The organism is Mesobacillus sp. ABV4_180 (assembly GCF_056158485.1).
The window spans coordinates 2,896,469-2,922,299 of record NZ_JBSWTJ010000001.1 but is presented as its reverse complement, the minus strand read 5'-3'; the positions used below and the strand labels follow the sequence as shown (position 1 = coordinate 2,922,299).

27 protein-coding genes are annotated in these 25,831 nt (G+C 45.4%); 26 read left to right on the top strand and 1 reads right to left on the bottom strand.

All coding sequences use genetic code 11. From position 1 onward, the window contains the following. The 14 genes from paaA (at position 1) to ACXAEA_RS14990 (ending at position 11,556) form a co-directional block, all read left to right on the top strand. Entirely contained in the window at positions 1-960 is a 960-nt protein-coding gene (gene paaA, locus ACXAEA_RS15055; protein ID WP_475096697.1) for a 1,2-phenylacetyl-CoA epoxidase subunit PaaA, read from the top strand. 52 nt (positions 961-1,012) lie between these two features. Beyond that, positions 1,013-1,360, top strand: a complete 348-nt coding sequence (paaB, locus tag ACXAEA_RS15050; protein WP_475096696.1) for a 1,2-phenylacetyl-CoA epoxidase subunit PaaB — start codon at positions 1,013-1,015, stop codon at positions 1,358-1,360. Then, positions 1,357-2,175: a 1,2-phenylacetyl-CoA epoxidase subunit PaaC gene (paaC, locus tag ACXAEA_RS15045; RefSeq protein WP_475096695.1), complete on the top strand. Its 819-nt coding sequence runs from the start codon at positions 1,357-1,359 to the stop codon at positions 2,173-2,175. The genes paaB and paaC overlap by 4 nt, the downstream gene beginning before the upstream one ends. A gap of 5 nt (positions 2,176-2,180) precedes the next feature. After that, complete coding sequence (paaD, locus tag ACXAEA_RS15040; protein ID WP_475096694.1) at positions 2,181-2,663, top strand: 1,2-phenylacetyl-CoA epoxidase subunit PaaD; 483 nt, start codon at positions 2,181-2,183, stop codon at positions 2,661-2,663. 103 nt (positions 2,664-2,766) lie between these two features. Beyond that, positions 2,767-3,075, top strand: coding sequence for an EthD family reductase (locus ACXAEA_RS15035; RefSeq protein WP_475096693.1), 309 nt, complete (start codon positions 2,767-2,769; stop codon positions 3,073-3,075). Further along, a complete protein-coding gene (locus ACXAEA_RS15030; protein WP_475096692.1) occupies positions 3,068-3,847 on the top strand; it encodes an enoyl-CoA hydratase-related protein in 780 nt (259 codons plus the stop codon). Before ACXAEA_RS15035 ends, ACXAEA_RS15030 begins: the two co-directional genes overlap by 8 nt. 14 nt (positions 3,848-3,861) lie before the next feature. Further along, positions 3,862-4,635, top strand: coding sequence for an enoyl-CoA hydratase-related protein (locus tag ACXAEA_RS15025; RefSeq protein ID WP_475096691.1), 774 nt, complete (start codon positions 3,862-3,864; stop codon positions 4,633-4,635). Positions 4,636-4,671: 36 nt separating this feature from the next. Further along, positions 4,672-6,189, top strand: a complete 1,518-nt coding sequence (locus ACXAEA_RS15020) for an aldehyde dehydrogenase family protein (protein ID WP_475096690.1) — start codon at positions 4,672-4,674, stop codon at positions 6,187-6,189. Positions 6,190-6,255: 66 nt separating this feature from the next. After that, a complete protein-coding gene (locus tag ACXAEA_RS15015) occupies positions 6,256-7,119 on the top strand; it encodes a 3-hydroxyacyl-CoA dehydrogenase (protein ID WP_475096689.1) in 864 nt (287 codons plus the stop codon). A gap of 12 nt (positions 7,120-7,131) precedes the next feature. Next, a complete protein-coding gene (pcaF, locus tag ACXAEA_RS15010) occupies positions 7,132-8,340 on the top strand; it encodes a 3-oxoadipyl-CoA thiolase (protein ID WP_475096688.1) in 1,209 nt (402 codons plus the stop codon). After that, a complete protein-coding gene (locus tag ACXAEA_RS15005; RefSeq protein WP_475096687.1) occupies positions 8,341-9,117 on the top strand; it encodes an enoyl-CoA hydratase-related protein in 777 nt (258 codons plus the stop codon). A 131-nt stretch (positions 9,118-9,248) separates the two neighbouring features. Beyond that, complete coding sequence (gene paaX / locus ACXAEA_RS15000; protein WP_475098136.1) at positions 9,249-10,124, top strand: phenylacetic acid degradation operon negative regulatory protein PaaX; 876 nt, start codon at positions 9,249-9,251, stop codon at positions 10,122-10,124. Between the two features lie 113 nt (positions 10,125-10,237). Further along, positions 10,238-10,783, top strand: a complete 546-nt coding sequence (locus tag ACXAEA_RS14995) for a flavodoxin family protein (protein WP_475096686.1) — start codon at positions 10,238-10,240, stop codon at positions 10,781-10,783. Between the two features lie 98 nt (positions 10,784-10,881). After that, the gene (locus tag ACXAEA_RS14990) at positions 10,882-11,556 is read left to right on the top strand and encodes an NAD(P)H-dependent oxidoreductase (RefSeq protein ID WP_475096685.1); all 675 of its coding nucleotides are present in this window, start codon (positions 10,882-10,884) and stop codon (positions 11,554-11,556) included. A gap of 41 nt (positions 11,557-11,597) precedes the next feature. Here the strand turns inward: ACXAEA_RS14990 and ACXAEA_RS14985 are convergent, their stop codons facing one another. Continuing rightward, a complete protein-coding gene (locus tag ACXAEA_RS14985; RefSeq protein WP_475096684.1) occupies positions 11,598-12,119 on the bottom strand; it encodes a gamma carbonic anhydrase family protein in 522 nt (173 codons plus the stop codon). Positions 12,120-12,193: 74 nt separating this feature from the next. Here ACXAEA_RS14985 and ACXAEA_RS14980 point away from each other — a divergent pair, with 74 nt between their 5' ends. The 12 genes from ACXAEA_RS14980 to hisC all read left to right on the top strand — a co-directional run bounded on the left by ACXAEA_RS14980 (position 12,194) and on the right by hisC (position 25,828). Continuing rightward, entirely contained in the window at positions 12,194-13,141 is a 948-nt protein-coding gene (locus ACXAEA_RS14980; RefSeq protein ID WP_475096683.1) for an NAD(P)H-dependent flavin oxidoreductase, read from the top strand. A gap of 446 nt (positions 13,142-13,587) precedes the next feature. Beyond that, positions 13,588-14,586, top strand: coding sequence for an ABC transporter substrate-binding protein (locus tag ACXAEA_RS14975; protein WP_475096682.1), 999 nt, complete (start codon positions 13,588-13,590; stop codon positions 14,584-14,586). 18 nt (positions 14,587-14,604) lie between these two features. Then, on the top strand, positions 14,605-15,636 hold the full coding sequence (locus ACXAEA_RS14970; protein ID WP_475096681.1) for an ABC transporter permease: 1,032 nt from the start codon (positions 14,605-14,607) through the stop codon (positions 15,634-15,636). Beyond that, positions 15,611-16,405 (top strand): ABC transporter ATP-binding protein, encoded by a 795-nt coding sequence (locus ACXAEA_RS14965; protein WP_475096680.1) that lies wholly within the window; start codon positions 15,611-15,613, stop codon positions 16,403-16,405. Before ACXAEA_RS14970 ends, ACXAEA_RS14965 begins: the two co-directional genes overlap by 26 nt. A 330-nt stretch (positions 16,406-16,735) precedes the next feature. Then, a complete protein-coding gene (locus ACXAEA_RS14960) occupies positions 16,736-17,125 on the top strand; it encodes a thioesterase family protein (protein WP_475096679.1) in 390 nt (129 codons plus the stop codon). Between the two features lie 62 nt (positions 17,126-17,187). Beyond that, the gene (locus tag ACXAEA_RS14955) at positions 17,188-18,294 is read left to right on the top strand and encodes a Leu/Phe/Val dehydrogenase (RefSeq protein WP_475096678.1); all 1,107 of its coding nucleotides are present in this window, start codon (positions 17,188-17,190) and stop codon (positions 18,292-18,294) included. Between the two features lie 33 nt (positions 18,295-18,327). Further along, positions 18,328-19,395 carry a pyruvate dehydrogenase (acetyl-transferring) E1 component subunit alpha gene (gene pdhA, locus ACXAEA_RS14950; protein WP_475096677.1) on the top strand — a complete coding sequence of 356 codons (1,068 nt, stop codon included), beginning with the start codon at positions 18,328-18,330 and terminating at the stop codon, positions 19,393-19,395. Continuing rightward, a complete protein-coding gene (locus ACXAEA_RS14945; protein WP_475098135.1) occupies positions 19,395-20,390 on the top strand; it encodes an alpha-ketoacid dehydrogenase subunit beta in 996 nt (331 codons plus the stop codon). The genes pdhA and ACXAEA_RS14945 overlap by 1 nt, the downstream gene beginning before the upstream one ends. Before the next feature lie 11 nt (positions 20,391-20,401). Further along, positions 20,402-21,835 carry a dihydrolipoamide acetyltransferase family protein gene (locus ACXAEA_RS14940; protein WP_475096676.1) on the top strand — a complete coding sequence of 478 codons (1,434 nt, stop codon included), beginning with the start codon at positions 20,402-20,404 and terminating at the stop codon, positions 21,833-21,835. Beyond that, entirely contained in the window at positions 21,836-23,260 is a 1,425-nt protein-coding gene (lpdA, locus tag ACXAEA_RS14935) for a dihydrolipoyl dehydrogenase (protein ID WP_475096675.1), read from the top strand. It abuts the gene before it with no gap. A gap of 289 nt (positions 23,261-23,549) precedes the next feature. Then, entirely contained in the window at positions 23,550-24,665 is a 1,116-nt protein-coding gene (hppD, locus tag ACXAEA_RS14930) for a 4-hydroxyphenylpyruvate dioxygenase (protein WP_475096674.1), read from the top strand. 71 nt (positions 24,666-24,736) lie between these two features. Next, positions 24,737-25,828 carry a histidinol-phosphate transaminase gene (gene hisC, locus ACXAEA_RS14925; protein WP_475096673.1) on the top strand — a complete coding sequence of 364 codons (1,092 nt, stop codon included), beginning with the start codon at positions 24,737-24,739 and terminating at the stop codon, positions 25,826-25,828. Positions 25,829-25,831 lie beyond the last annotated feature (3 nt).

The window sequence follows — 25,831 nt, the reverse complement described above, 5'->3', positions numbered from 1 at the left end:
ATGGAAAACATGATTTCCTTCGATCAGCTGACTGAAGAAGCTAAATATGAGCTTTTCATAAAGCGGATTGAAGCTGGCGAGAAAATTGAGGCAGACGACTGGATGCCGGATGACTATCGAATGACGCTGATCAAACTGATTTCAATGCATGGAATCAGTGAAATAATGGGTGCATTGCCAGAAAAGGAGTGGGTCCCAAAAGCTCCTTCGCTGAAAAGAAAGCTTGGAATCATGGCGAAGGTCCAGGATGAAATGGGACATGGGCAGCTGCTGCTGCGGGTGGCAGAGGATTTGATGAAGCCGCTTGGGAAATCAAGAGAAAATATTATTCAGGATCTCCTTTCCGGTGACCTGAAATTCCATAACGTCTTCCATATGGAAGCTAAAACATGGGGAGATGCCGGGTTGATCGGCTGGCTTGTCGATGGAGCCGCAATTATATCCCAGACAAATATGCTCGATGCTTCGTATGGTCCATATGCGAGAGCATTAAAGCGAATCTGCGCAGAGGAAGTCTTCCACGCACAGCATGGTGAGGCGATCATCATGGCGCTGGCTGAAGGAACAGAAGAGCAAAAAGCATTGATCCAGGATTCGATCGACCGATGGTGGGAAGCACTCCTTATGTTCTTCGGACCAGCAGATGCATCGACGACGGGAACATCAAAGCAGGATACGACAATCAAATACAGAATCCGGACAAAAACAAACGAAGAGCTGCGCCAGGATTTCTTCACGAAGTATATTCCGCGGGTTCTTTCACTGGGACTTAAGCTGCCGGATGAAACGATGCACTTCGACCAGGAGTCAGGCTTGTGGCAATATAAGCAGCCAGACTGGACCAAATTCAAGCAAATCATAAAGAATAATGGTCCAAAATCAAAGGATCGCCTGAGATTAAGGGAAATTTCCTATAGCAATAACAAGTGGGTCATCGACGCATTAAGTGCAAAAGCATAATGGTGTTTGGGAGAGGATAACTCTCGAAACTACAGGGAAAGGAGAGGAAATCATGTCTGGGAATGGATTTTACCAGGAATTTGAAGTGTTCAGCAAGCGGACGGATACTTCGCCTATGCAGTACCAATTCTCATTGCTTGCTCCGAACCATGAGCTTGCTCTGGTGATGGCACAGGAGAATTTCATGAGGCGGGAGCCGGTTGCCGATATTTGGGTCGTCAAGCGCGACGATGTAAGGAAGATGTCGCTTGAAGAACGACTGACATTGCAGCGGCTTGACAATAAAGATTACCGGAATACAAAAGGCTATGGCTATTTGAAAAAGAAATGGCGGCATTATGAGCAGGAAATGCTTGATGAAAAAGAAATACTGTCGTGGGGAGGGAAGCAGGAGAAATGAAATATACACTTGAAGATGCTTTGAAAAATGAAGCTTACCGTGCCGCTGCTGCAAATCTATTGTTCCAGCTTGCAGACGACGATTTCATCCTTGCATACCGCGGTTCCGAGTGGCTTGGCCTTGCACCCCATATTGAAGAAGACGTGGCTTTTTCATCAATCAGCCAGGATACGATGGGCCATGCGGCGATGTTCTACCAGCTCCTGCATGACCTCGGAGCCGGTGATCCTGATGAGCTGGCACACGCAAGGCCTTCAGCAGAAAGGAAGAATGCGATTTTACTAGAAAAGGTAAATGGCCCTGGAACCTATATGAATGAGCCCCATTATGACTGGGCATTCGCTGTGGTCAGGAATTACTTTTACGCCCAGGCCAAGAAAGTGAAAATTGAATCGCTGAAAAATTCTTCCTATCAGCCATTGTCCGAGGCAGCGGTGAAAGTAAATATGGAGCTTTTCTACCATCTGCTTCACTGGAAAACGTGGTTTACGCAGCTTGTCAGTGCCGGTGGAGAAGCAAGGACCAGGATGGAATCTGCCATGGAGCTTGTTTTCGAGGAGCTGGAAGGCTTGTTTTCGCTGGGGGATAAAGCTGAAGAAATTACAAAGTACCGTCTGGTAGATTCAGAAGATGGACTAAAAGCAAGATGGGTGCAGATGATGACACCAGTTTTTGAGTCTTTGAACCTCAAGATGCCGGAGAAGTTCGGGATGAAGAGCGGAAATGGACGCAATGGTGAACACACGCCCGATTTGCAGAGTGCACTGGATACTTTGGGAGAAGTCTATAACTTCGATCCGGCAGCAAGCTGGTGATCTTCATGGTGCGAGAAAAAGTCATTGAAGCACTGCAAACTGTTAAGGACCCGGAAATTGACAGTATTTCGATTATCGAGCTGGGAATGCTCGAGGATTTGGAAATCAATTCTAATGTAGTCTTGGTCAAACTGCTGCCGACATTTATGGGGTGTCCTGCCTTGGATATCATCAAAAAAAATGTCGTTAACGCGATTGCTGCAATTGAAGGGGTCAAGGACGTCAATGTCCAATTCTTCTTCCATCCGCCATGGACGTCTGATCGGGTTACAGTAGCTGGCAGGGAAAAACTGAAGGAATTTGGAATCGCTCCACCGCCAAGGCATATTGAGGAAACAGGTGAATGGCAGGCGGACTGCCCTTACTGCAGTTCGACCTATACGACCATGGAAAACCTCTTTGGTCCAACAGCTTGCCGCAGCATTTTATACTGCAAATCATGCAAGAATCCATTTGAAGCAATGAAACCAGTATCAACCTTGATGTGACCCAAATATTTTTGGATGTCACATCAAATGATTAATAGATTCACGAAGAAATGCATATATTCATTTTGGTCTACAATTCTATCGATTAAGGGAGAGATTTTTTATGGTAAAACTAATCGCGATCTACAAGCATCCACAGGATAAAGAAGCATTTGACCAACACTATTTTGAAACGCATGCGCCGCTTACAGCAAAAATTCCAGGACTTCGCAAAATGGAAGTGACTCGTATTGTGGGCAGCCCAATGGGTGGAGAAGGAAAATATTATTTGATGTGTGAAATGTATTATGACGATCATGAAGCATTAAAAGCTGGGATGAAATCAGCAGAAGGCAGAGCTTCCGGAAAGGATGTTATGAGCTTTGCAGGCGATCTGGTCACGATGATGATCGGTGAAGAAGTGAATGAGTAGGAATTATGAAGTAATTGAAAAAAGTATAAAAGGTGAAGTCGGACTGATTTTGCTTAACCGTCCGAAGGTCCTTAATGCCCTGAACAGGCAAATGGTTTCAGAGGTCCTTTCTGCGATGGAAGATTTCGATCATGATCCTTCTGTTAAGGTCATGGTCCTTGCGGGAAAAGGAAGGGCGTTTGCAGCAGGTGCCGATATCGATGAAATGATGGATGCTGACGCAATCAGCATGGAAACAATGAATCAATTCACCGACTGGGACAAATTAGCCTGGATCAAAAAACCTGTCATTGGAGCTGTCCATGGATTTGCATTAGGCGGCGCATTTGAGCTTGCACTATGCTGTGATATGCTTTTTGCTGCTGAAAATGCGGAGTTTGGTTTCCCGGAAGTCAACCTTGGAGTCATGCCTGGAGCCGGGGGAACACAACGGCTGACAAAGCTTGTCGGCAAAACGAAGGCGATGGAATGGATCCTCAGCGGCAAGCGCATCTCTGCGCATGAGGCTTTACACTACGGAATCATCAATTCGACATTCGCCGAGGAAGTGCTGATGGAAGAAACGCTCAAATTTGCGAAAACAATCGCGAACCAGGCACCAATTGCGGTCAGGATGATCAAGGAGTCTGTCTTGAAAGCGGTCGACTATCCTTTATATGAAGGAATGCAATATGAGCGTAAGAATTTCTACATGCTTTTTGCCACAGAAGACCAGAAGGAAGGCATGAAGGCTTTCAAGGAGAAAAGAAAGCCACAATTCAAAGGGAAATAAGGGGGTACATAATTGTGTTTGAAACCGTTTTGTATGAAGTGCGGAATCAGGTCGCATACATTACCCTGAACCGCCCGGATAAATTGAATGCCTTCACCGAGCAATTGAACAAGGAAATCCAGAATGCGATCAAGACTGCATCAAGAGATAAGGAAGTCAGGGCGGTTGTCATCACTGGTGCCGGACGCGCCTTTTGCTCAGGAGAGGATCTGGCAGGCGTTTCTGATGATATGGATCATGGTGAAGTCCTCAGAAAACGCTATAATCCAATGCTCCTTGATCTTGATCGCTGTGAAAAGCCAGTGATTGCCGCTTTGAACGGAGTTGCAGCCGGTGCAGGGATGAGCTTGGCATTGTCATGTGACTTCCGTGTTGCATCTGAAAAAGCCAGCTTTGTCGAAGCTTTCATCCATGTAGGCCTTGTGCCTGATGCAGGAAATCTATATTACCTCCCGAAGATTATCGGCCATGCGAAAGCAATGGAACTGGCTGTTTTTGGAGAGAAAATTCCGGCAGACAAGGCGAAAGAACTCGGTCTCGTTACAGAAGTTTTCCAATTGGATAACTGGAATGAAAGTGTCGCTGCTTTTGCAGAAAGGCTGGCCAATATGCCAACAAAGGCAATCGGCCTGATCAAGAGGAACCTGAAAGCGAGCTGGCATTCAAATTTTGAAGACTATCTTGAAAGAGATGCCCAGAGCCAGCGGATTGCCGGACAGAGTGCTGACCATAAGGAAGGCGTCCAGGCGTTTATGGAAAAAAGAAAACCAGTTTTCAAGGGTGAATAAACGAAACAATGAATCCACTTAAAGGAGATGTTACGCGTGACAACAGTAAAAGAACAAAAATTCGAATCAATGGCGGTAAAACGCGAGACATATCAGCTGATTATCAATGGAGTTCGCCAGGACAGTGTGAACGGGGAAACTTATAAAGTGTATAATCCAGCAACAGGTGAAGAAGTTGCAACAGTGGCGAAAGCGTCCAAAGAAGATGCAGAGATGGCAGTTCAGGCAGCCAGAAATGCATTCGACTTCGGAAAATGGCGTCATTTTCCTGTGAATAAGCGCTCACGGACACTTAATAAAATTGCTTCCATCATGCGTTCCCGTTTCAATGAGCTGGTAGAATTAGAGATTCTGGATACAGGGAAATCGCTTGCGGCAGCCCAGGGACAAGTGATGCAGGCAATCGAAGATTTCGAGTTTTACGCGGGTGCGATCGTCAGCCACCGCGGTGCTGTCAACAGCATGCCAGGTGCATTCCAGAACATAACGGAAAAAGAGCCAGTCGGTGTCTGCGCGCAAATCATTCCTTGGAATTATCCTTTGATGATGGCTGCATGGAAAATTGCCCCGGCCATTGCTGTCGGCTGTTCTGTCATTGTAAAGCCAGCCTCACTGACGCCTCTTACTGCGATTGTTCTCGGGGAAATCTGTATTGAGGCGGGCGTACCTGAAGGTGTGGTAAACGTAATTCCTGGATCAGGTTCGGTAATTGGAAACTATCTAGTAGAGCATGAAAAGGTCGATAAAGTGGCTTTCACAGGATCTACTCCAATTGGCAAGGACATTATGGCAAGAGCTTCACAGACTCTAAAGCGCGTAACACTTGAGCTTGGCGGTAAGTCCCCAAGCATCATATTCAACGATGCTGACATCGATGCGGCTGTAGACGGTTCTTTGTTCGGTATTTTCTATAATACTGGCCAATCCTGTGAGGCCCGCTCAAGACTCTATGTCCATGAGGATGTATACGATGAATTCATCGAGAAATTCGTCGCAAAGACTAAGCAGCTGAAGCTCGGCAACCCTTTTGATAAAGAAACGCATGTCGGCGCGGTCATCAGCGAAGACCAAATGAATGTCATCGACAGCTATGTAAAATCAGCTGTAGAAGATGGAGCAGCCGTATTGACAGGCGGAAAGGCAGCTAATCTCGAAGGCTATGAGAATGGCTACTGGTATGAGCCTACCATCATCGCTGAAACAAATCACAGCATGAAAGCTGTAAAAGAAGAAATCTTCGGACCAGTTGTTGTCGTCATGAAGTTCAAGGATGAAAAGGAAGCTGTAAAACTTGCGAATGACAGCGAGTATGGTCTCGGTTCCGCAATCTGGACGAAGGATTACGGCCGTGCCACAAGGGTTTCCAAGCTGATCCAGGCAGGAATCGTCATGATCAACTGCCCATTCTCCGCTTTCCCTGGCACGCCATTCGGAGGCTACAAGCAATCCGGATTCGGCCGCGAGCTTTGCATCGAAACACTAGATTTATATACAGAAACAAAGAGTATCGTCTCTTACTACGGCAGCCGCCCGCTAAACCCGTTTAACGTATAAAAATGAGGCGAGCACTCCTTTATTTGAGTGCTCGCCTTTCAGTTTTTCAATTAGGAGGTATATATAATGAAGAAACTCGTCGTAATCGGCTCAGGCGTTATGGGAAGAGGCATTGCCTACGTCAGCTGCCTTGGCGGCTTTGATACAGTATTGATTGATGTCGATGAAAAACAGCTCCGCAATGCTGAACGTGATATCAACAGCATTTTTGAAAAGGGCATCGCCCGCGGGAAAGTTACGTTTGACGAAGCGGAGTCCGCAAAAGCTAAGTTGAAGTATTCTAATTTCCTCGCCGAAAACGTGCAGGATGCGGATTTGATCATTGAAGCAGTCCCGGAAAAAATAGACATCAAAAAGGCAATTTTTGAAGTAATTGACCAGCATGCACCCGCAAACTGCCTGTTTGCATCCAACACATCGACAATGAGCCCGACTGAAATCGCTTCTTTTACGAAGCGTCCTGAGAAGGTCATCGCGATGCACTTCTTCAATCCTGTCCATAAGATGCCGCTCGTTGAAATCATCCGCGGTCTGGAAACGAGCAATGAAACGGCAGAAGCGATTCAGAAGGCAGCTATTCAGATGGGAAAAGAAACAGTTATCGTCAATGAATTCCCTGGATTTGTTACAAGCCGGATCAGTGCGCTGGTCGGCAACGAAGCCTTTTACATGCTGCAGGAAGGCGTAGGCACAGCTGAAGAAATCGATAAAGCAATCAAACTCGGACTTAATTATCCAATGGGACCATTCGAATTAGGAGATCTTGTTGGTTTGGACACCCGTTTGAACAATTTGAAATACCTGCACGAAAAGTTAGGTGAAAAATATCGTCCAGCCCCATTGCTTGAGCAATATGTAAAAGCTGGCCGCCTTGGCAGGAAGACCGGGCGCGGAGTTTATGACTACAGAGAATCAGTAACCACGAAATAAAGGAGGATGGCGATGAGAGAAGTAGTAATTGTAGATGCAGTCAGGACCCCAATAGGAAGGTATAACGGCAGCCTCCGCCATATTCGTCCGGACGATCTTGGGGCAATTGTCATAAAAGCATTGCTCGACCGCAATCCTGCATTGCCAGCAGCTGCAATTGAAGAAGTGGTGTTCGGCAATGCCAATCAAGCCGGAGAAGATAATCGAAATGTCGCAAGGATGTCTGGCCTGCTGGCAGGCTTGCCTGTCGAAGTTGCCGGAACTACCATCAACCGTTTATGCGGATCTGGACTTGATGCTGTCAACTATGCAGCTAGGGCGATTTTAGCTGGTGAAGGCGACATCTTCATTGCTGGCGGGACGGAAAGCATGACAAGAGCGCCTCTTGTGATGGCAAAGCCGCAAACGGAATTCCCGCGCGGCAATATGGAAATGTTCGATACGACAATCGGCTGGCGTTTTGTGAACAGTAAGCTGAAGGAAATGTACGGAACAGACAGCATGCCTGAGACAGCAGAGAACGTAGCGAAAAAGTATGGCATCTCCCGGGAAGCTCAGGACGAATTCGCAGCAGAAAGCCAGCTTCGCGCACAAATAGCAATGGAGGCAGGGATGTTTGAAAATGAAATTGTCCCTGTTGTGTATGAAGATAAAAAAGGAAACAAAACAGTTATTGACCGGGACGAACATCCACGCCCGGGCACGACGGTCGAGAAGCTGTCAAAGCTTAAGCCGTTATTCAAGGATGGTACCGTTACTGCAGGGAATGCGTCTGGGGTAAATGATGGTGCGTCCGCTCTGCTGCTAATGAGCCGTGATAAGGCTGAGGAGCTTGGATTGAAGCCGTTGGCAAAATATATCGTTTCAGCAACAGCGGGACTTGAGCCGTCCATTATGGGCATGGGGCCAGTCTATGCAGTTCAGAAAGCTTTGAATAGAGCAAATCTGTCTGTTGAAAACGTGGATCTGATCGAATTGAATGAAGCATTTGCGGCACAATCACTTGCCTGTATCCAGGAGCTGGGACTCGACCAGTCCAAGGTGAATGTCAATGGAGGTGCAATTGCATTCGGGCATCCGCTTGGTGCGAGCGGGGCGAGAATATTGACTACCCTATTGTATGAAATGAAAAAGCGGGATTCCAGATATGGACTGGCGACCATGTGTATTGGTGTTGGCCAGGGAATCGCCACGATTATTGAAAATATAGGAGAGAGATAAATGAATTATATCAAATTCCAGAAAGAGCAGCATATCGCATATGTAACAATCGACCGGCCGGAATCCCTTAACTGTTTCAATTTCGAAACGCTCCAGGAGCTTGGGGATTTAGTAGACAGACTGCACACAGATGCAGATGTCAGAGTCGTCATTTTTACCGGAGCAGGAGAGAAAGCTTTCAGCGCCGGAGCAGACTTGAAGGAAAGAAAGCACCTTACTGAGGGAGAAGTGCGCCGTAATGTGAAGAAAATTCGTGATGTGTTCAGCGCGGTTGCCGAACTGCCCCAGCCGACAATTGCCGCTGTGAACGGCTTTGCTTTTGGTGGCGGCTTTGAATTGATGCTGGCTTGCGACTTTAAAATTGCCGCAGAAAGTGTCGTAATGGGGATGACCGAAGTGAGCTGGGGAATCATCCCTGGTGCAGGCGGGACACAGCGTCTCTCCAGGCTGATTGGTGAGATGAAGGCGAAGGAATTAATTTTCACAGCAAGGAAAATCTCAGCGGAAAAAGCTCATGAGCTGGGGATCCTTACTTCAGTGGAATCAAAAGAGAACGTCATGACTGCCTGCAAAGACCTTGCGGAAGAAATACTCCAGAACGCCCCGATCGCTGTGAGACAGGCGAAGTATGCGATCCAGCATGGCAGCAGCACGGATTTGCAGACTGGTTTGGCAATTGAGACCAAAGCTTATGAGGTAACGATCCCTACGAAAGATCGCGTCGAAGCGCTGAACGCATTCAGTGAAAAACGCAAGCCTGTTTTTACAGCACAATGAATCCATAGGGAGAAATCCCTATGGTTTTTTCACATTTGTTCGAATTGTTTTTGCAAAATAATGATAATACTGTAAAATATTCTATAACGGATTTATTACGAACGACAAAAACGAATGAGGATGACAGAGGCTTGAATACTAGATCAATGATTTTCACTTTATATGGGGACTATATCTCCCATTATGGGAGTAAGATTTGGATTGGCAGCCTGATCAGGCTGCTAAATGAATTTGGCCACAATGACCAGTCCGTGAGAGCTGCGATTTCGCGGATGAACAAGCAGGGGTGGGTGCAGGCTGAAAAAATCGGGAACAAGAGCTATTATTCCCTGACACCGCGCGGCCAAAAAAGGATCGACGAGGCAGGGAAACGTATTTTTAAATTGAAGCCAGAGGAATGGGACGGGAAGTGGCGAATCCTGATGTACACGATCCCTGAGGAGATCCGCAATGTCCGTGACGAACTGCGCAAGGAATTGATCTGGAGCGGCTTCGGTTCGATGTCCAACAGTTTCTGGATTTCGGCCAATAATCTCGAAAGACAGGTAAGGGACCTGATCGAGAAATACGAAATTGAACAATATGTTGATTTCTTTGTCGCAGAGTATAATGGCCCGCATGAAAATCTGCGGCTAGTTGAAAAAAGCTGGGACCTTGTTGAAATAAACGCAAAATACCAGGAATTCATCAGTGAATACAGCCAGAAATACATTATTGACAAAAATAAAATCCAAAGAGGCAGTATGTCCGACGCAGAATGCTTCGTTGAAAGGACGAAGCTGGTCCATGAATACAGGAAGTTCCTCTTCTTTGACCCAGGACTTCCTGAAGAACTGCTTCCGGAAAAATGGCTTGGCAGCCACGCAGCCGCCTTATTCAGCGAATACTACAAAGAACTCGCAGAACCAGCATCCCGCTTCTTCGAATCCGTATTTAAAGAAGGCAATGAAATCAAACATAAAGACGTTGATTATAATGTCATGGACCATCCGTATATTTTAGAATAATAAAGCAGGGCACTTGCCCTGCTTTTAGTGTTTTATTAAGCAGGTAAGTGTGAAGCTGAATCATTTTAGGTAAAATAAGGGTGGAGTTGAAAGGATTAGAGGAGGGAAATTGTATGAGCATTGCAGTCATATACGGGGGGACCCGACCAAATGGAAATACAGAATTACTTACAAAGCACGCTTTAAAGGGCTTAGAGGTTGAACAAATTATTCTCAGAGAGCACAACATTCTTCCTATTGATGATAAACGCCACGATGCTAAAGGATTCGAAGACAGGCATGACGATTATAATTCAATCATGAAACGTATACTTCCACATGATACACTTATTTTTGCGACACCAATTTACTGGTATAGCATGTCAGGCATCATGAAAAACTTTGTTGATCGCTGGTCACATACAATGAGGGATACAAAATTCCCCGATTTCAAACAACAAATGTCAAAGAAGGACGCATTTGTCATTGCCGTCGGAGGCGATAATCCCGCAATTAAAGGGCTGCCGATGATCCAGCAATTCCAATATATCTTTGATTTTATGGGAGTCCAGTTTAAAGGGTATATTATTGGAAAAGGGAACCAGCCTGGTGATATACTTGATGATGAAACTTCACTAACAGCTGCAGAAATCCTTTATGCAAAATTGAAAGCAAAATAAAGGGAGAGTTTTTAGCAATCTCCAAGGCTTATACGAACAGCAATAATTAATGCTAAACAGCTTCATATAAAAATTAATCCTGGGAGGAGAGAAGAAAAATGCGTGAAAAAGAGACAGTGAAAAAAGAGATTTTAGACGCTTTCAATTTTAGACATGCTACTAAGGAATTTGACCCGGACAAGAAGATTTCTGAGGAGGATTTCCAATTCATTTTAGAAACAGCCCGTTTATCTCCCAGTTCGTTTGGATTCGAGCCATGGCGCTTATTGATTGTCCAAAGTGATAAAATGAGGGGAAAAGTTAAAAACACAGCATGGGGCGCATTTGGCAAGCTGCCGGAAGCAAGCCATTTTGTTGTAATATTAGCCAGGACTGAGCTCGATACCAAGTATGATTCGGATTATTTGCAGGACCACTTCAATAATGTGAAAAAGCTGCCAGAGGATTTTAAAGCTAATTACCTGAAAAGGATCGAAGAATTCCAGAAATCCGATTTCAAATTGCTTGATGGAGACCGGCCTCTTTTTGATTGGGCATGCAAGCAAACATACATAGTCCTCGGAAACATGATGACTGCTGCAGCACAAATAGGAATAGATTCATGTCCGATTGAAGGCTTTAATTTTGAAAAAATGAATAAGCTTCTTGCTGATGAGGGTTTGTTGGAAAATGGCCATTTTGGCATTTCAGTCATGTGCGCCTTTGGCTATCGTGTTAATGAACCAAAACCAAAAACAAGAAGGCCGATGGACGATATTGTGAAGTGGGTATAGTGGAATCATAAAGAGCTTGATGCAAACCAAGCTCTTTTCGCTTATTTAATATCTTTCAAAGATTCCCGGTATTCCTTGCCCTTTTGCACATATGTATCAATGGAAAGCTGGATCAATTCCAAATCCTTTTCGCCGATTTCCCTTACAACTTTGCCTGGTGCACCAACAACAAGAGAGCGAGGCGGAATTTTCTTGCCAGCAGGAATCAAAGTGTTGGCCCCGATAATACACTCCTCACCAATTTCTGCTCCATCAAGAATGGTGGAGCCCATTCCGATAATGCATCTTTTCCTGATCGTACAGCCATGAAGAATCGCGTTATGGCCAACGGTGACTTCATCTTCAATGACGAGTGGAGATCCTTCGTAAAGGTGGCAGGTCACATTGTCCTGGATGCTGCAGCTTTCGCCAATCGTAATGGTGTCCTCATCACCACGGAGGACAGCATTGAACCATACACTCGAGTTCCTGCCGATTTTCACATCACCTATAATATAGCTTCCAGGTGCCTGGAAGACACTTTCATCTACAGCAGGCTTTTTATTGGAATAACTAAGAATCAAAAGAAAATCCTCCTTTAGCAATTGTCATAATTTTAGAACTAGTATAACATTAATTTAACGAAGGGGGAATTTTTGTGAATGGAATTACTTCTGTTCTGGACATAAAATATCCAATCATCCAGGGTGGAATGGGGAATATCAGTAATGCGGTTTTGACGGCTGCTGTATCCGAGGCTGGAGGTTTAGGCACAATTGGTGCCGGGACGATGCCTGTTGAAGAAGTTGGACTGATCATTATGGAAACAAAGTCTAAAACATCAAAACCGTTTTCTGTGAATATTGCATTAAGTGTATCGCCGAATGCGGCAGGAATATTGCGTCTGGCTGTAAAACATAAGGTTCCAGTCGTTACATTGTCTGCCGGCAATCCTGCGCCATTCATTCCAAAGCTGAAAGAAGCTGGTGTCAAGGTGATTGCGGTTGTGGCTTCAGTAAAGCAGGCTGTGAAAGCAGAAGCAGCCGGGGCAGACATTTTAGTAGCAGAAGGATATGAGGCTGCAGGTATAAATTCGAACCTTGAAACGACTACATTAGCGCTGATTCCGCAAATTGTCGCCCATGTTAAAATCCCTGTCGTCGCCGCAGGGGGAATTGGTGACGGCAAAGGGCTGGCCGCGATGCTGGCACTTGGTGCAAGTGGAGTGCAAATGGGAACGAGGTTCATTGCCACGAAAGAAGCTCCGTTCCATGATGTCTATAAGCAAAAGCTATTGAAGGCTAATGATCATGAAACGGTCATAGTAGGACGGTCAGTAGGGAAAATTCGCAGACTCCTGAATACTCCTTATGCAGGCAAACTGCTGGATGCAGAAAAGCAGGGGATTACTGCCGAAGAGTTCGCAGAACTGACGACTGAAGAAATTCATAAAAAAGGTGCGCTGGAAGGAAACGAAGAGAACGGGTTCATGAATGGCGGCCAGGTATCAGGACTGATTTCTGATATCCCGACCGTAAAGGAATTACTAGACAGAATGGTGAAAGATGCCAAGGAACGGCTTAAGATTGCAACAGTATTATTATAATCTTTACAAAGTATGCTTCAAAAAAGGAGCATGCTTTTTTAATTTGTTTTTTTAATCCACACTCAAGACAAGAAGCTAATAAAAGTAAATTAGCAATAAATGTCCTAAAATACATAGTTTATTCAATCACTTTCGCGCATAAAAGCGAAAAAGTTTTATTATTTTTAAAAAACATCTTGTTCATTTTCCCAAAAGGTGTTTTAATAATTAGAAATCTCAACATACGAAATTTTCGGAATATTATTGACACCATTTTAGGGCTGGTGTTAATATAACGTTATATTTACGGTGCCTATAGTGAATATCATACGTTTTGGTAACGCTTTCATCAATTCATTCCTATTAGTTTAAGAAACAAAATTTTTCTGGTGCATTCCGGCTGCCTGTAAGTTTTAACCTACATAGTTGTTCTGCCGGTTTATAAAAAAATATCAAGGGGGATTTTTATGAAAAAGTCTGTAAAAGCTATTTCTCTTGTTCTTGCCAGTGCGCTGCTAATGGCTGGCTGCGGAGGAAAAGAAGCATCAAATGGTTCTTCAGACAAAAAGCAGTACAAGATCGGTTTGACTCAGTTTGCTGAACATCCATCTCTTGATGCTGCAACCGAAGGCTTCAAGAAAGCTCTTGAGGATAAGGGATTCAAAGAGGGCGAAAATGTTAAGTATGATTTCCAGAACGCACAGGCTGATATGAACAATACCGCAACAATTGCCAATAACTTTGTTGGTGACAAGGTTGATTTGATTTTTGCCAATGCGACACCAAGTGCGGTAGCCGCTCTTAATGCAACGAAGGACATCCCAATCATCTTCACATCTGTTACAGATCCGGTTGGAGCAGGATTGGTGGAAGCGTTTGACAAACCAGGGGACAACGTCACAGGGACTACAGACAACCATCCAGATGCGACCAAGAAGACGATTGATTTTATGGTAAAAGAAGTTGGTGCGAAGAAAATCGGTGTCATTTACAACGCTGGAGAACAGAACTCAGAAGTTCAGCTGAAGGAAGTCAAAAAGCTTGCAGAAGCAAACGGAGCAAAAGTGGTTGAAGCTTCAATCTCAACGTCTGCGGAAGTTAAACAGGCTGCTGAGTCACTCGTGGGCCGTGTTGACGCAATGTATGTTCCAACTGACAACACAGTAGTATCTGCTCTTGAATCTGTTATCTCTGTAGCAAATGGGAAAAAGATCCCATTGTTCGTTGGTGAGCTGGATTCCATGAAGCGTGGGGCAGTGGCTGCGAGCGGTTTCAACTATTATGACATCGGCTACCAGTCAGGTCTGATGGCAGCTGAAATTTTATCAGGCAAGAAGAAAGCATCAGAAATTCCTGTTGAGCTTCCTAAATCATTGACACTGACAATCAACAAAAAAGCAGCATCGGAACAGGGTGTTGAAGTCAAGGAAGAGTGGGGAGAAGACGCAGAGTTTTACGAAGAATAGGAGAAAGGATGATTCAACTTGTTTACTGCAATATTCGGGGCATTTGAGTCAGGCATCATCTATGCAATCATGGCTCTTGGCGTATACTTATCCTTTCGGGTACTTGATTTTCCGGATTTAACGGTTGATGGCAGCTTCGTAACGGGTGCTGCGGTTGCCGCAATCATGATCGTGAATGGAACCAACCCATTTATCGCGACATTGACGGCCCTTGCTGCGGGATTTATCGCAGGCTGTTTGACAGGCATCATCCACACTGTAGGCAAAGTGAATGCCCTGTTGTCGGGTATCCTGATGATGATTGCCTTGTATTCTATCAATCTCAGAATCATGGGAAAATCGAATGTTCCGCTGCTGAATACTGATACTGCGATGACGGCAGTCAGGGACTTTTTCGATAAGACTGGAATTGACTCGATTTTTAATGGGTTCCTGACGGCGGTCGGCCTTGGCGACAGCCTTCCTAGAACATGGGGAATCCTGTTGTTCATGATTTTCGTGACATTTGCGATAAAATTCATAACGGATGCATTCCTTAAAACTGAAATTGGCCTTGCGATCAGGGCAACTGGCGATAACAAAAGAATGATCCGCAGTTTTTCATCTAACACCAACTTGATGATCATACTCGGACTAGGTCTTTCGAATGCGATGGTTGCTTTTTCAGGAGCCTTGATTGCCCAGCAGGGTGGGTTCGCGGATGTCGGAATGGGAATTGGGATGATCATCATCGGCCTTGCTTCTGTAATCATTGGAGAGGCGCTCTTTGGTACAAAGTCAATTGCAAGAACGACACTAGCTGTAATTGGTGGTGCGATCATCTACCGCATTGTTGTTACACTGGCATTGAGGGTCGAATTCCTTGAGCCTGGTGACATGAAGCTTATTACCGCGGTGATCGTAATCCTGGCACTGACAGCGCCTAAGATGATAGACAGCTATAAAGAGAAGAAGCGTAAAGTTAAACGACAGCTTGAAAACATGCAAATGGCAAGCGTGGCTGCTGACAGAAAGGGTGAGACTGGTGCTGCACTTAAATCAGATTCATAGAGTCTTCAATGAGGGCACGCCAAATGAAAAAATTGCCCTTGATAATATCAACTTGACATTGAAAAAAGGTGACTTCGTTACGGTAATTGGTAGTAATGGTGCCGGTAAATCGACTTTGATGAACATCATTTCCGGTGTGATGCTGCCAGACCACGGCCAAGTGTCGCTCGATGGCAAAGACGTAACTTATATGTCTGAATACAACCGTTCAAAAATGATCGGGCGTGTTTTCCAGGATCCAATGGCAGGAACTGCTCCAAGCATGACGATTGAGGAAAATCTGGCAATTGCCTATTCAAGGAACAAACGCAGAACGCTGGCACGTGGCGTGACAAAAAAACGACGCGAACTTTTTAAGGAAGTGCTGGAATCGCTGCATTTGGGCCTTGAAAACCGCCTTAACGCCAAGGTAGGCATGTTGTCGGGCGGGGAACGTCAGGCATTGTCCCTCTTGATGGCGACATTTACCGAACCGTCTATTCTCTTGCTGGATGAGCACACTGCAGCACTTGATCCCGCGCGTGCCGAACTGATCACGAATCTGACAAAGGAAATCGTCGACAAATATCATTTGACTACTCTAATGGTAACTCATAATATGCAGCAGGCCCTGGATTTGGGGAACAGGCTGATTATGATGGATAAAGGCCAAATTATCCTTGAAGTGAATGAAGAACAGAAAGCAAATCTGATGATCGAGGATTTGCTCAACGAATTCCAGCGAATTCGCGGAACGAAACTCGCAAGCGACCGGGCATTGCTTGGGTAAGGAAAAATCAACCAGCTATTATAGTTGGTTGATTTTTTTTGTATTGAATGTAAAGGTCCGTGACCATTCAGGATTATATAAACTCCTTACCCATACAGGTGAATAATTCTTGAGAAAGTGAACTAAAATTCGGTTTCAGGACCAATCACGGGAGGAATCAACTGATAACTGCCGGTAGGGATTGAAATTAAACGACGAATTATTATATCAAAATTATTTTTGAGAAAATACCAAAATTTCTTACAATTTATTGACCGTTTATTTAACGAAATGTTATGATAACGTTAAATAAACGTTATACATATTTACAACTTGGAAAGGTGGGTTATTATGCATGATGGCTTAAAAGCTGGGCATACAGCCTCCATCGATGTCATAGTTACACCAGATATGTTTGCCCGCTTCGAGGGACAGCTCGTTCATCCTGTCTACTCTACGGTTTCGATGGTCTACCACATGGAATGGGTATCCAGACAAATTATCCTTCCTTTTTTAGAAGATCATGAAGAAGGCATGGGCGGAGCGGTTACCGTGAAGCATATCGCACCGTGCATTGAGGGTGCGGATGTGAAGGTGACGGCCACTGTTACCGACCTGCATGGCAACACGGTCATAACGAATGTGAAGGCAGAATGCAGCGGTCGCCTTATTGGTGTGGGGGAAGTGAAGCAAGTGATCCTTCCAAAAGAAAAGATATCGGAGTTGCTGACAGGCAGCTAAAAATTTTTGTGAAAAAATGAAAGCGCTAACATTGTTTAACGGAATAAAGGGGGAAAGCGAAAATGGATATGTTTGAACAAATTCGAGAGCATGAGCAGGTAGTATTTTGTAATGATGAAGCAACTGGGCTGAAGGCGATTATTGCGATTCACAGTACCCGTTTAGGGCCGGCTCTTGGCGGTTGCCGCATGTATCCGTATAAATCAGTCGATGATGCACTGGAGGATGTATTGCGCCTTTCGAAAGGGATGACCTATAAGTGCGCAGCAGCGGACGTTGATTTTGGCGGAGGTAAAGCTGTGATTATTGGCGACCCGACAAAGGACAAAAGCCCGGAATTGTTCAGGGCATTCGGCCAATTTGTTGAATCCATCCAGGGCCGTTTCTATACAGGAACTGACATGGGGACCGAGCCAGAAGATTTCGTCCATGCTTTAAAAGAAACGAACTGCATCGTTGGTGTCGATGAAGTATATGGCGGCAGCGGCGATTCTTCTGTGCCGACTGCACAGGGTGTCATTTACGGACTTCAGGCAACAAGCAAAGCACTTTGGGAAACAGATGATTTATCAGGAAAATCTTACTCCATCCAGGGATTGGGCAAGGTAGGCTACAAGGTTGCTGAATACTTGCTTGATAATGGAGCCGACCTTTATGTGACGGATATCAACCAGAAAGCGATTGACCAGATTGTCCAGAAAGCAAAGGAAATGGGTGCCGGAATCAAAGTTGTGAACAGCGATGAAATTTACGCACAGCCAGCAGATGTTTTCATTCCATGTGCAATGGGCGGAATTATCAACGACGATACGATTTCCCAACTTCAGGTAAAAGCGATTGTAGGCTCTGCGAATAACCAGCTGAAGGAAGTAAGGCATGGCCTGGCTCTTCAGGAAAAAGGAATCCTATATGCGCCTGACTATATTGTCAATGCTGGCGGTCTGATCCAGGTGGCGGATGAGCTATATTCTCCGAACAAGGAGCGGGTCCTGAAAAAGACAAAAGCAATCTATAATTCTCTTTTAAATATATACAGCCAGGCTGAACGTGATGGGATCACGACTGTTGAAGCAGCCAATAAATTCTGTGAAAACCGGATTGAAGCAAGAACAAGACGCAACAGCTTCTTCTCTCATATGAAGCGTCCAAAATGGGCTGTGAGAATGTAATAGAATCCGAGATTTTAAAAAAAGGGTGAGCCGATGGATAAGGATTTTCCGATTTTTCAAGTGATGGACCAAAACGGAAACATTGTGTCCGAGGAACATAAAGATATGGTTACCGAAGATCGAGTCAAGCAATTCTACTCCGATATGGTAAGGATTCGGACGCTGGACAGGAAATCAATCAGCCTCCAGCGCCAGGGACGTATTGGAACATACGCCCCATTCGAAGGTCAGGAGGCATCACAGGTTGGCACAGCCCTGGCATTGAACAGTGAAGACTGGATGTTCCCAACCTACCGCGATCATGGTGCAGCCATGGTATTTGGACATTCTCTAAGAAATATTTTGCTGTTCTGGAATGGACGGAATGAAGGTTGTGTGCCACCTGCAGGGAAGAAGATCTTCCCGCCGGCAATCCCGATTGCAACACAGATTCCACATGCTGCTGGTGCAGCTTTTGCCGAAAAGCAAAAAGGAACAAAGAATGCGGCGATTTGCTATTTTGGCGATGGAGCAACATCTGAAGGTGATTTTCACGAAGGGCTGAATTTCGCCAGTGTCTTTAAATCTCCTGTTGTTTATTTTTGCCAAAATAATCAATATGCAATTTCAGTGCCGATCAGCAAGCAGATGAATTCCGCCACGATCGCGCAAAAAGCAATCGGATATGACATTCCTGGTGTCAGGGTAGATGGCAATGATATCTTTGCTGTTTTTGCTGAAACGGAAAAGGCGCTAGAGCGTGCCCGTAACGGCGAAGGCCCAAGCTTGATCGAAGCGATGACGTGGAGATATGGATCGCATACGACAGCTGATGATGCTTCCAAATACCGCGACCAGGGTGAAAGCGCGATGAAGCGGATGGAAACTGACCCGCTCTTGAGACTGGAGCGATGGATGAAAAATGAAGGTATCTATGATGAAGCTTGGGTGAAGGAAATAGAAGAGAAAGCAGCCGCTGAAATCGATGCAGCTGTTATGGAGATGGAAAGTTTCCCTGCAGCTGACCCGGCTGTGATCTTTGATTATGTTTTTGAACAACCAACCTGGACAATCGAGAAGCAAAAACGGGAGTATCTCGAACTGATCGGAGGTGAAGCGTGATGAACACAGCACTCCAGACGAAGACATTGACACTTGTCCAGGCGATTACTGATGGCCTCGACACCATGCTTTCAGAAAGCAAGGACGTCATTCTCCTTGGAGAAGATATCGGCAAAAACGGAGGTGTATTCCGTGCTACCGACGGACTTCAAGAGAAATATGGAGAGGACCGGGTCTTTGACACCCCTTTAAGTGAAGCGGGATTTGTCGGCGCCGCTATTGGCATGGCTGTGAATGGATTCAAACCTGTAGTCGAAATCCAATTTCTTGGTTTCATCTATCCTGCTTACGAACAAATCATGACCCATGCCTCGAGGCTGCGGATGCGGACGATGGGACATTTTACCGTGCCGATGGTGATTCGCGCTCCTTATGGCGCAGGCGTACGCGCTCCGGAAATCCATTGCGACAGCACGGAATCGCTTTTCACTCATATGCCTGGCATGAAGGTTGTCTGTCCATCGAATGCATATGATGCAAAAGGTTTGATGATTGCCGCCATTGAAGATCCCGACCCAGTCCTTTTTTTAGAGCCGATGAGAAGCTACCGTTCATCACGTGATGAGGTGCCTGAAGGAAAGTACACGGTTGAGATTGGCAAGGGCAAGAAGCTGACAGAGGGTGAAGATGTGACCGTCATTGCCTGGGGCGCAATGGTTCCGGTGGCAATGAAAGCTGCGGCGGAAATGAAGGAAAAAGGAGTCCAATGCGAGGTGCTCGATTTGAGGACACTTTATCCAATTGATAAAGATCTGGTCATTGAGTCCGTTCAAAAGACCGGGCGTACAGTTATCGTCCATGAAGCACATGCGACAGGCGGAACTGGCAGCGATTTGATTTCATTGATCAATGACGAAGCTTTCCTGTATCAAAAGGCTCCGGCTGAAAGAGTAACAGGTTACGATACGCCTGTACCTTACTTTGGTTTTGAAGACCATTATCTGCCGACCCCGAAAAGAGTCGCAGCTGCAATCGATAAAGTGATGAAGTTTTAGGAGGCGTGCCAATGGTTGAAGTAAAGCTCCACGACATAGGGGAAGGAATGACCGAAGCAGACATCAACTGTTACCTGGTGAAGCCCGGGGATTTCGTCAAAGCTGATGATCCATTGGTAGAAGTCCAGACAGATAAGATGACCGCTGAAATTCCTGCACCCCGTTCTGGTGTAGTGAAAGAATTGCTGGTGACTCCAGGTCAGACAGTCAAGGTCGGTACGACACTCCTGATCATGGAGGACAGCGCCGGCAGCGGGAAAACAGGAGAAGCACAGCAGGTGATTGATTCTGTAAAAACAGGAGCTATGCCCGTAAATATTGCCGTTAACTTGCTGAACAGACCGGTAAACGAAAATGAATTTGAAAGTGGCGTCGTGCGTTCTGGACGAATCCTAGCTTCTCCATACACAAGGAAAATTGCCCGGGAATTTGGCGTTAATATTATAGAAGTAACGGGATCTGGACCATCAGGCCGGATTACCGACGAAGATGTAATGGCATTTGTAAAATTAAGAGATTCTGGTGTTGCGAATGTTTCGGAATCCAGTTCTGAGCAGCAGCTTCCGAACATTTCGCAACCTGGTTCCGAAACAGGGGCTGCGAATCATTCGGAAGCTGGTTCCGAAGAAGTTGCTTTGAATAATTCAGGAACGGATTATGAAACATTGGTTGTGAATCATTCGGAAGCAGGTTCTGAAACTGGAATGAAGACTGCCAGCAAAGCAGTACAGAGTGAAGCGGAAGGTCTTTTACTGGATAGCTTGCCATTCCGCGGACGACGCAAGCAGATTGCGAAAAAGATGGTTCAATCCATTTATACAATTCCGCACTGCACGCACTTTGAGGAAATCGACGTAACCGACTTGATCACCTTCCGGGAGGAAATCAAGTCTTCTGGCAACTCGATTTCGGCCACTGCATTTTTCATCAAAGCACTTTCAATCGGGTTGAAAGAATTTCCGGTTTTCAATGCGAAACTGGATGAAAAAAACGAATGTATCCAGCTTTTGCGTGAGCATCATATCGGGATTGCCGTGGATACTCCAGATGGTTTGATCGTACCAGTGATCAGGAATGTTGAAAAGAAAAACCTGAAGCAAATCCATGAGGAAATGAAGAGTCTGACAAAGCTTGCCCTTAATGACAAGCTAAGCATTAAGGATATATCGGGCGGGACATTCACCGTCAGCAATGTCGGTCCGCTAGGAGGCAGCATTGGTGCGACACCAATCATCCAGCATCCGCAGACAGCGCTCGTTTCCTTCCATAAAACAAAGAAAAGACCTGTCGTGACGGACCAGGATGAAATTGCCATCCGATCCATCATGAATCTTTCAATAGCTTTTGACCACCGGGTTGCGGATGGCGCAACGGCTGTAGCTTTTACAAACCGTTTTGCCCAGTTGATTGAAAACCCAAAAATGATGCTGCTGGAGTTGATGTAAATGGTCGTCGGCGAACTTGCACATGAAAGAGATCTCGTCATCATTGGCGGCGGCCCAGGTGGTTACCATGCTGCAATCAGGGCGGCACAGCTTGGGAAAAAAGTGACTTTGGTCGAACGGGATCAGTTGGGAGGGGTATGCCTGAATAAAGGCTGCATCCCATCAAAAGTACTGGCCCACGGTTCCGAAAGGCTAGTAGCGGCTAAGCAGGATGAGATGCTTGGGATTAAGGCAGCTGGCCTGAATTTTGAGATTAGCAAGCTATTAGACTATAAAAATCAAGTCGTCAAGCAACTTCGCGGTGGGGTCGAGGCCTTATGCAAGGCAAATAAGGTTGAAGTGATCAAAGGCAGTGCCTTTTTCCTTTCGGAAGACAGAATAGGGGTCGAGAACGAGGACAGCTATGAGGTATATCGGTTCAGTGAGGCAATCATCGCGACAGGCGGCACTCCTAAGAAATTGGATGGAGTCGTTCAATCAGAGAGGATTCTTGATATTTGGTCAATTGCTGATTTGGCAGAGGTTCCTGACCATCTCGTGGTGCTGGGGGAAGATTACATTGCATTGGAAATGGCGATGGCATTCCAGGCCTTTGGGTCAAAGGTGAGCTTAATCTTAACTGAAGATGACTTTGCGTTTGACACGAGTATCAACAAAGAGCTAAACCGGATTCTTAAAAAATCTGGGATAACGATTTTGAAGGGTCATAGAGTAGAGGAAACGCTTTTAGCAGGAGATGGGGTTTCCGTATTGCTCTCTGGAAAAAATGGCAGCAAAACCGTTGAAGGCAGCCATTTGTTTTATTCGTTGGGAACCAGGCCGCAACTTCTGAATCTGGGGATTGAGCGTTTAGGGATGAAGCTTTCTGATGAAGGGTTTATTTTAACAGACAAAACCGGAAGGACTTCCATTTCAAGCATTTTTGCGATTGGTGATGTAACTGAAGGTCCTCAGCTGGCAGTCAAGGCTATCAAACAGGGGAAAACTGCTGCCGAGACGATTTGCGGCCGCGCCAGTGAAAATGACCTGACATTCATTCCGCATATCGTGCGCACGAGACCACCGATCGCCTGTGCAGGATTGACCGAACAGGAAGCTGTTAATCAAGGGTATGAGGTGGGCGTTGGCGAATTCTCAATGTCAGCGAACGGCTTTGCAGCGATTCTGGGGAAAAAAGAAGGTCTTGTAAAAGTCATCTTTGATAAGAAAAGCGACTTTCTGCTAGGTATTCATATGATTGGTGCCGGCGCAGTGGAGCTGATTTCAAACGGAATCCAGGCTCTCGAAATGGCAGCACGGGACGAAGACTTTACATTCCCATCCTACCCTCATCCAAGCGTGAACGAAGCACTGCTTGAAGCAGTCGAGGCGTTCAAGGGAGAGGCGATTCACAATGTACCGAAGAAGCAGAAAATGAAGGTATAGGCCTGGATTGGCCTAAGGGGAATAAATCCGGTTTATCGGGGAAAAAAGCTCGGTTAAAGGGGAATAATCCTGCCCAACAGAGAGAAAAGTGCTGCCAACGTAAAAAATGCGGTTTTGTTGTAAGTCATAGAATGAATTGGAAAGAAAAATTGAAATTCTCGCAGCTAGTTAGCAAGGGAACTTCACTGCGTAAAAGCATTATAGCTTTACACCATACTCTTGAGAGAAAAGGAAGAGTTACTATAAAATAATTTTAAATATTGTAAATATTTAAATAGGAGGTCACAAAATGCAAGAAAAAGTGATGGTATCTGGCCAAACAACGGAAGATTTTTTTCCTGTAAAAGATGTTGATTATTTAGAGCTTTATGTTGGGAACGCGAAGCAGGCGGCTCATTTTTTCCAGACGGCTTTCGGCTTCAAAGTTGTAGCGTATTCCGGGCTTGAAACTGGCAACCGTGAAACGGCTTCTTATGTGCTTCAGCAGCGTAAGATTCGTCTTGTTGTAACAGGTTCTTACAATGACTCTTCACGTGTGGCTCAGTTCGTAAAGACACATGGTGATGGCGTCAAGGATATTGCGCTGGCTGTCGATGATGTCCAGAAGGCATATGACGGAGCGGTAAGCCGCGGAGCGATCGAAATCCTTCCGCCGCAAGAGGTTTCAGATGAACACGGCACATTGAAGAAAGCGGTCATCGGTACATATGGTGACACGATCCATACTTTAGTAGAAAGAAAAGATTACAAAGGCATCTTCATGCCTGGGTTTGTTGAGCATGAAACGACTGTACCTGTCCAGGATGCAGGTTTCATCGGCATTGACCATGTTGTCGGCAATGTTGAGAGAATGGAAGAATGGGTCAACTATTATGCGAATGTAATGGGCTTCAAGGAAATGAAGCACTTTACAGATAAGGATATCGTGACTGAGTATTCAGCGTTGATGTCGAAAGTCATGCATAATGGCGGCCGCATCAAATTCCCGATCAATGAACCGGCTGAAGGCAAGCGGAAATCGCAGATTCAGGAATATCTGGAATTCTATAATGGCCCAGGCGTACAGCACCTTGCGATTTTAACTGAGGATATTGTCAGCACGGTTACAACACTTCGCAATAATGGAGTGGAATTCCTGAGCACTCCTGATTCTTACTATGAAATGCTGTCAGAGCGTGTTGGTAAAATTGATGAAGAAATCGATAAGTTAAAAGAGCTTAGCATTCTAGTAGATCGAGACGACGAAGGCTATTTGCTGCAAATCTTCACGAAGCCAATCGTGGACCGTCCGACACTTTTCATCGAAATCATTCAGCGTAAAGGCGCAAGAGGATTTGGTGAAGGGAACTTCAAGGCACTATTCGAGTCAATCGAACGTGAACAGGAAAGACGCGGCAACCTTTAAAAGCCGGTACGGAAGGGGGCGATTCGCTCCCTTTTCGTCATAAAAGGCTACTTAGAAATTGGGGGATCAATATGAATGCAAAAGCAAGAGCAGAACTTGAAGGAATCACACCATATGCCCTCGGCCAGACCATTGAGGAAATCAAGGAACAGTTTGGCATCAGTAAAGTAAGGAAGCTTTCGGATAACGAGAATGTATATGGCACATCACCTAAAGTCCGCAAAGCGATCATACAGGAAGCGGCGAATCTTGCATTTTATCCAGACGGCATGACTTCTGGAATTGTCGGAAAGCTTTCAACACATTACAAACTGGATGAGAAGCATTTTCTTGTCTCCAATGGGTCCGAGGAAATCATCCGGCTGTTGACAAGAGCTTATATCGATAAAAATGATGAAGCTGTCATGGCAGAAGTAACGTTTCCTCGCTATAAAACGAATGTGCTGATTGAAGGCGGCAAAGCGGTTACAGTTCCGATGATAGACGGCAGGCATGATCTTAAAAAGATGCAGGAAGCAATAACTGAAAAGACAAAAATGGTATTCGTCTGCAACCCGAACAACCCAACCGGAACCATTGTTGGTAAACAAGAGCTGCTTTCGTTTATTGACAATGTACCATCGAATGTCCTGATCATCATGGACGAAGCGTATTTTGAATATGCAGATTCTGATGAATACCTGGATACGATGCCGCTGCTGGATCATTATCAAAATATTGTCATCCTCAGGACTTTTTCAAAGATCTATGGCCTTGCAAGCCTGCGTGTGGGATACGGCATCATGCATGAAGATATCGCGAAGGAACTTCACAAAGTCAGGGATGTGTTTAATGTCAACCAGCTGGCCCAGGCGGGTGCTGTCGCGGCCATCGAGGACCAGGCATTCGTCAGGGACTGCGCAGCTAAAAATAGTACAGAAAGAGAATATCTGAGTTCTAAGTTCAAAGAGTTGGAGATTGATAGTTTTCCTTCACATACCAACTTCATATATGCCTTCACAAACAGGTCGGTCATCCAGGCGCTGACGGAAAATGGCGTGCTTGTCCGCCAGATGCTGCTTCCTGGCTACAAGGAAGCATTCCGAATCACACTGGGCACCCGTGAAGACCATGAGTTCATTTTGCAAATCGTCAGCCAGCTTTTTCAGGAAAGGGCGGTGTAACCT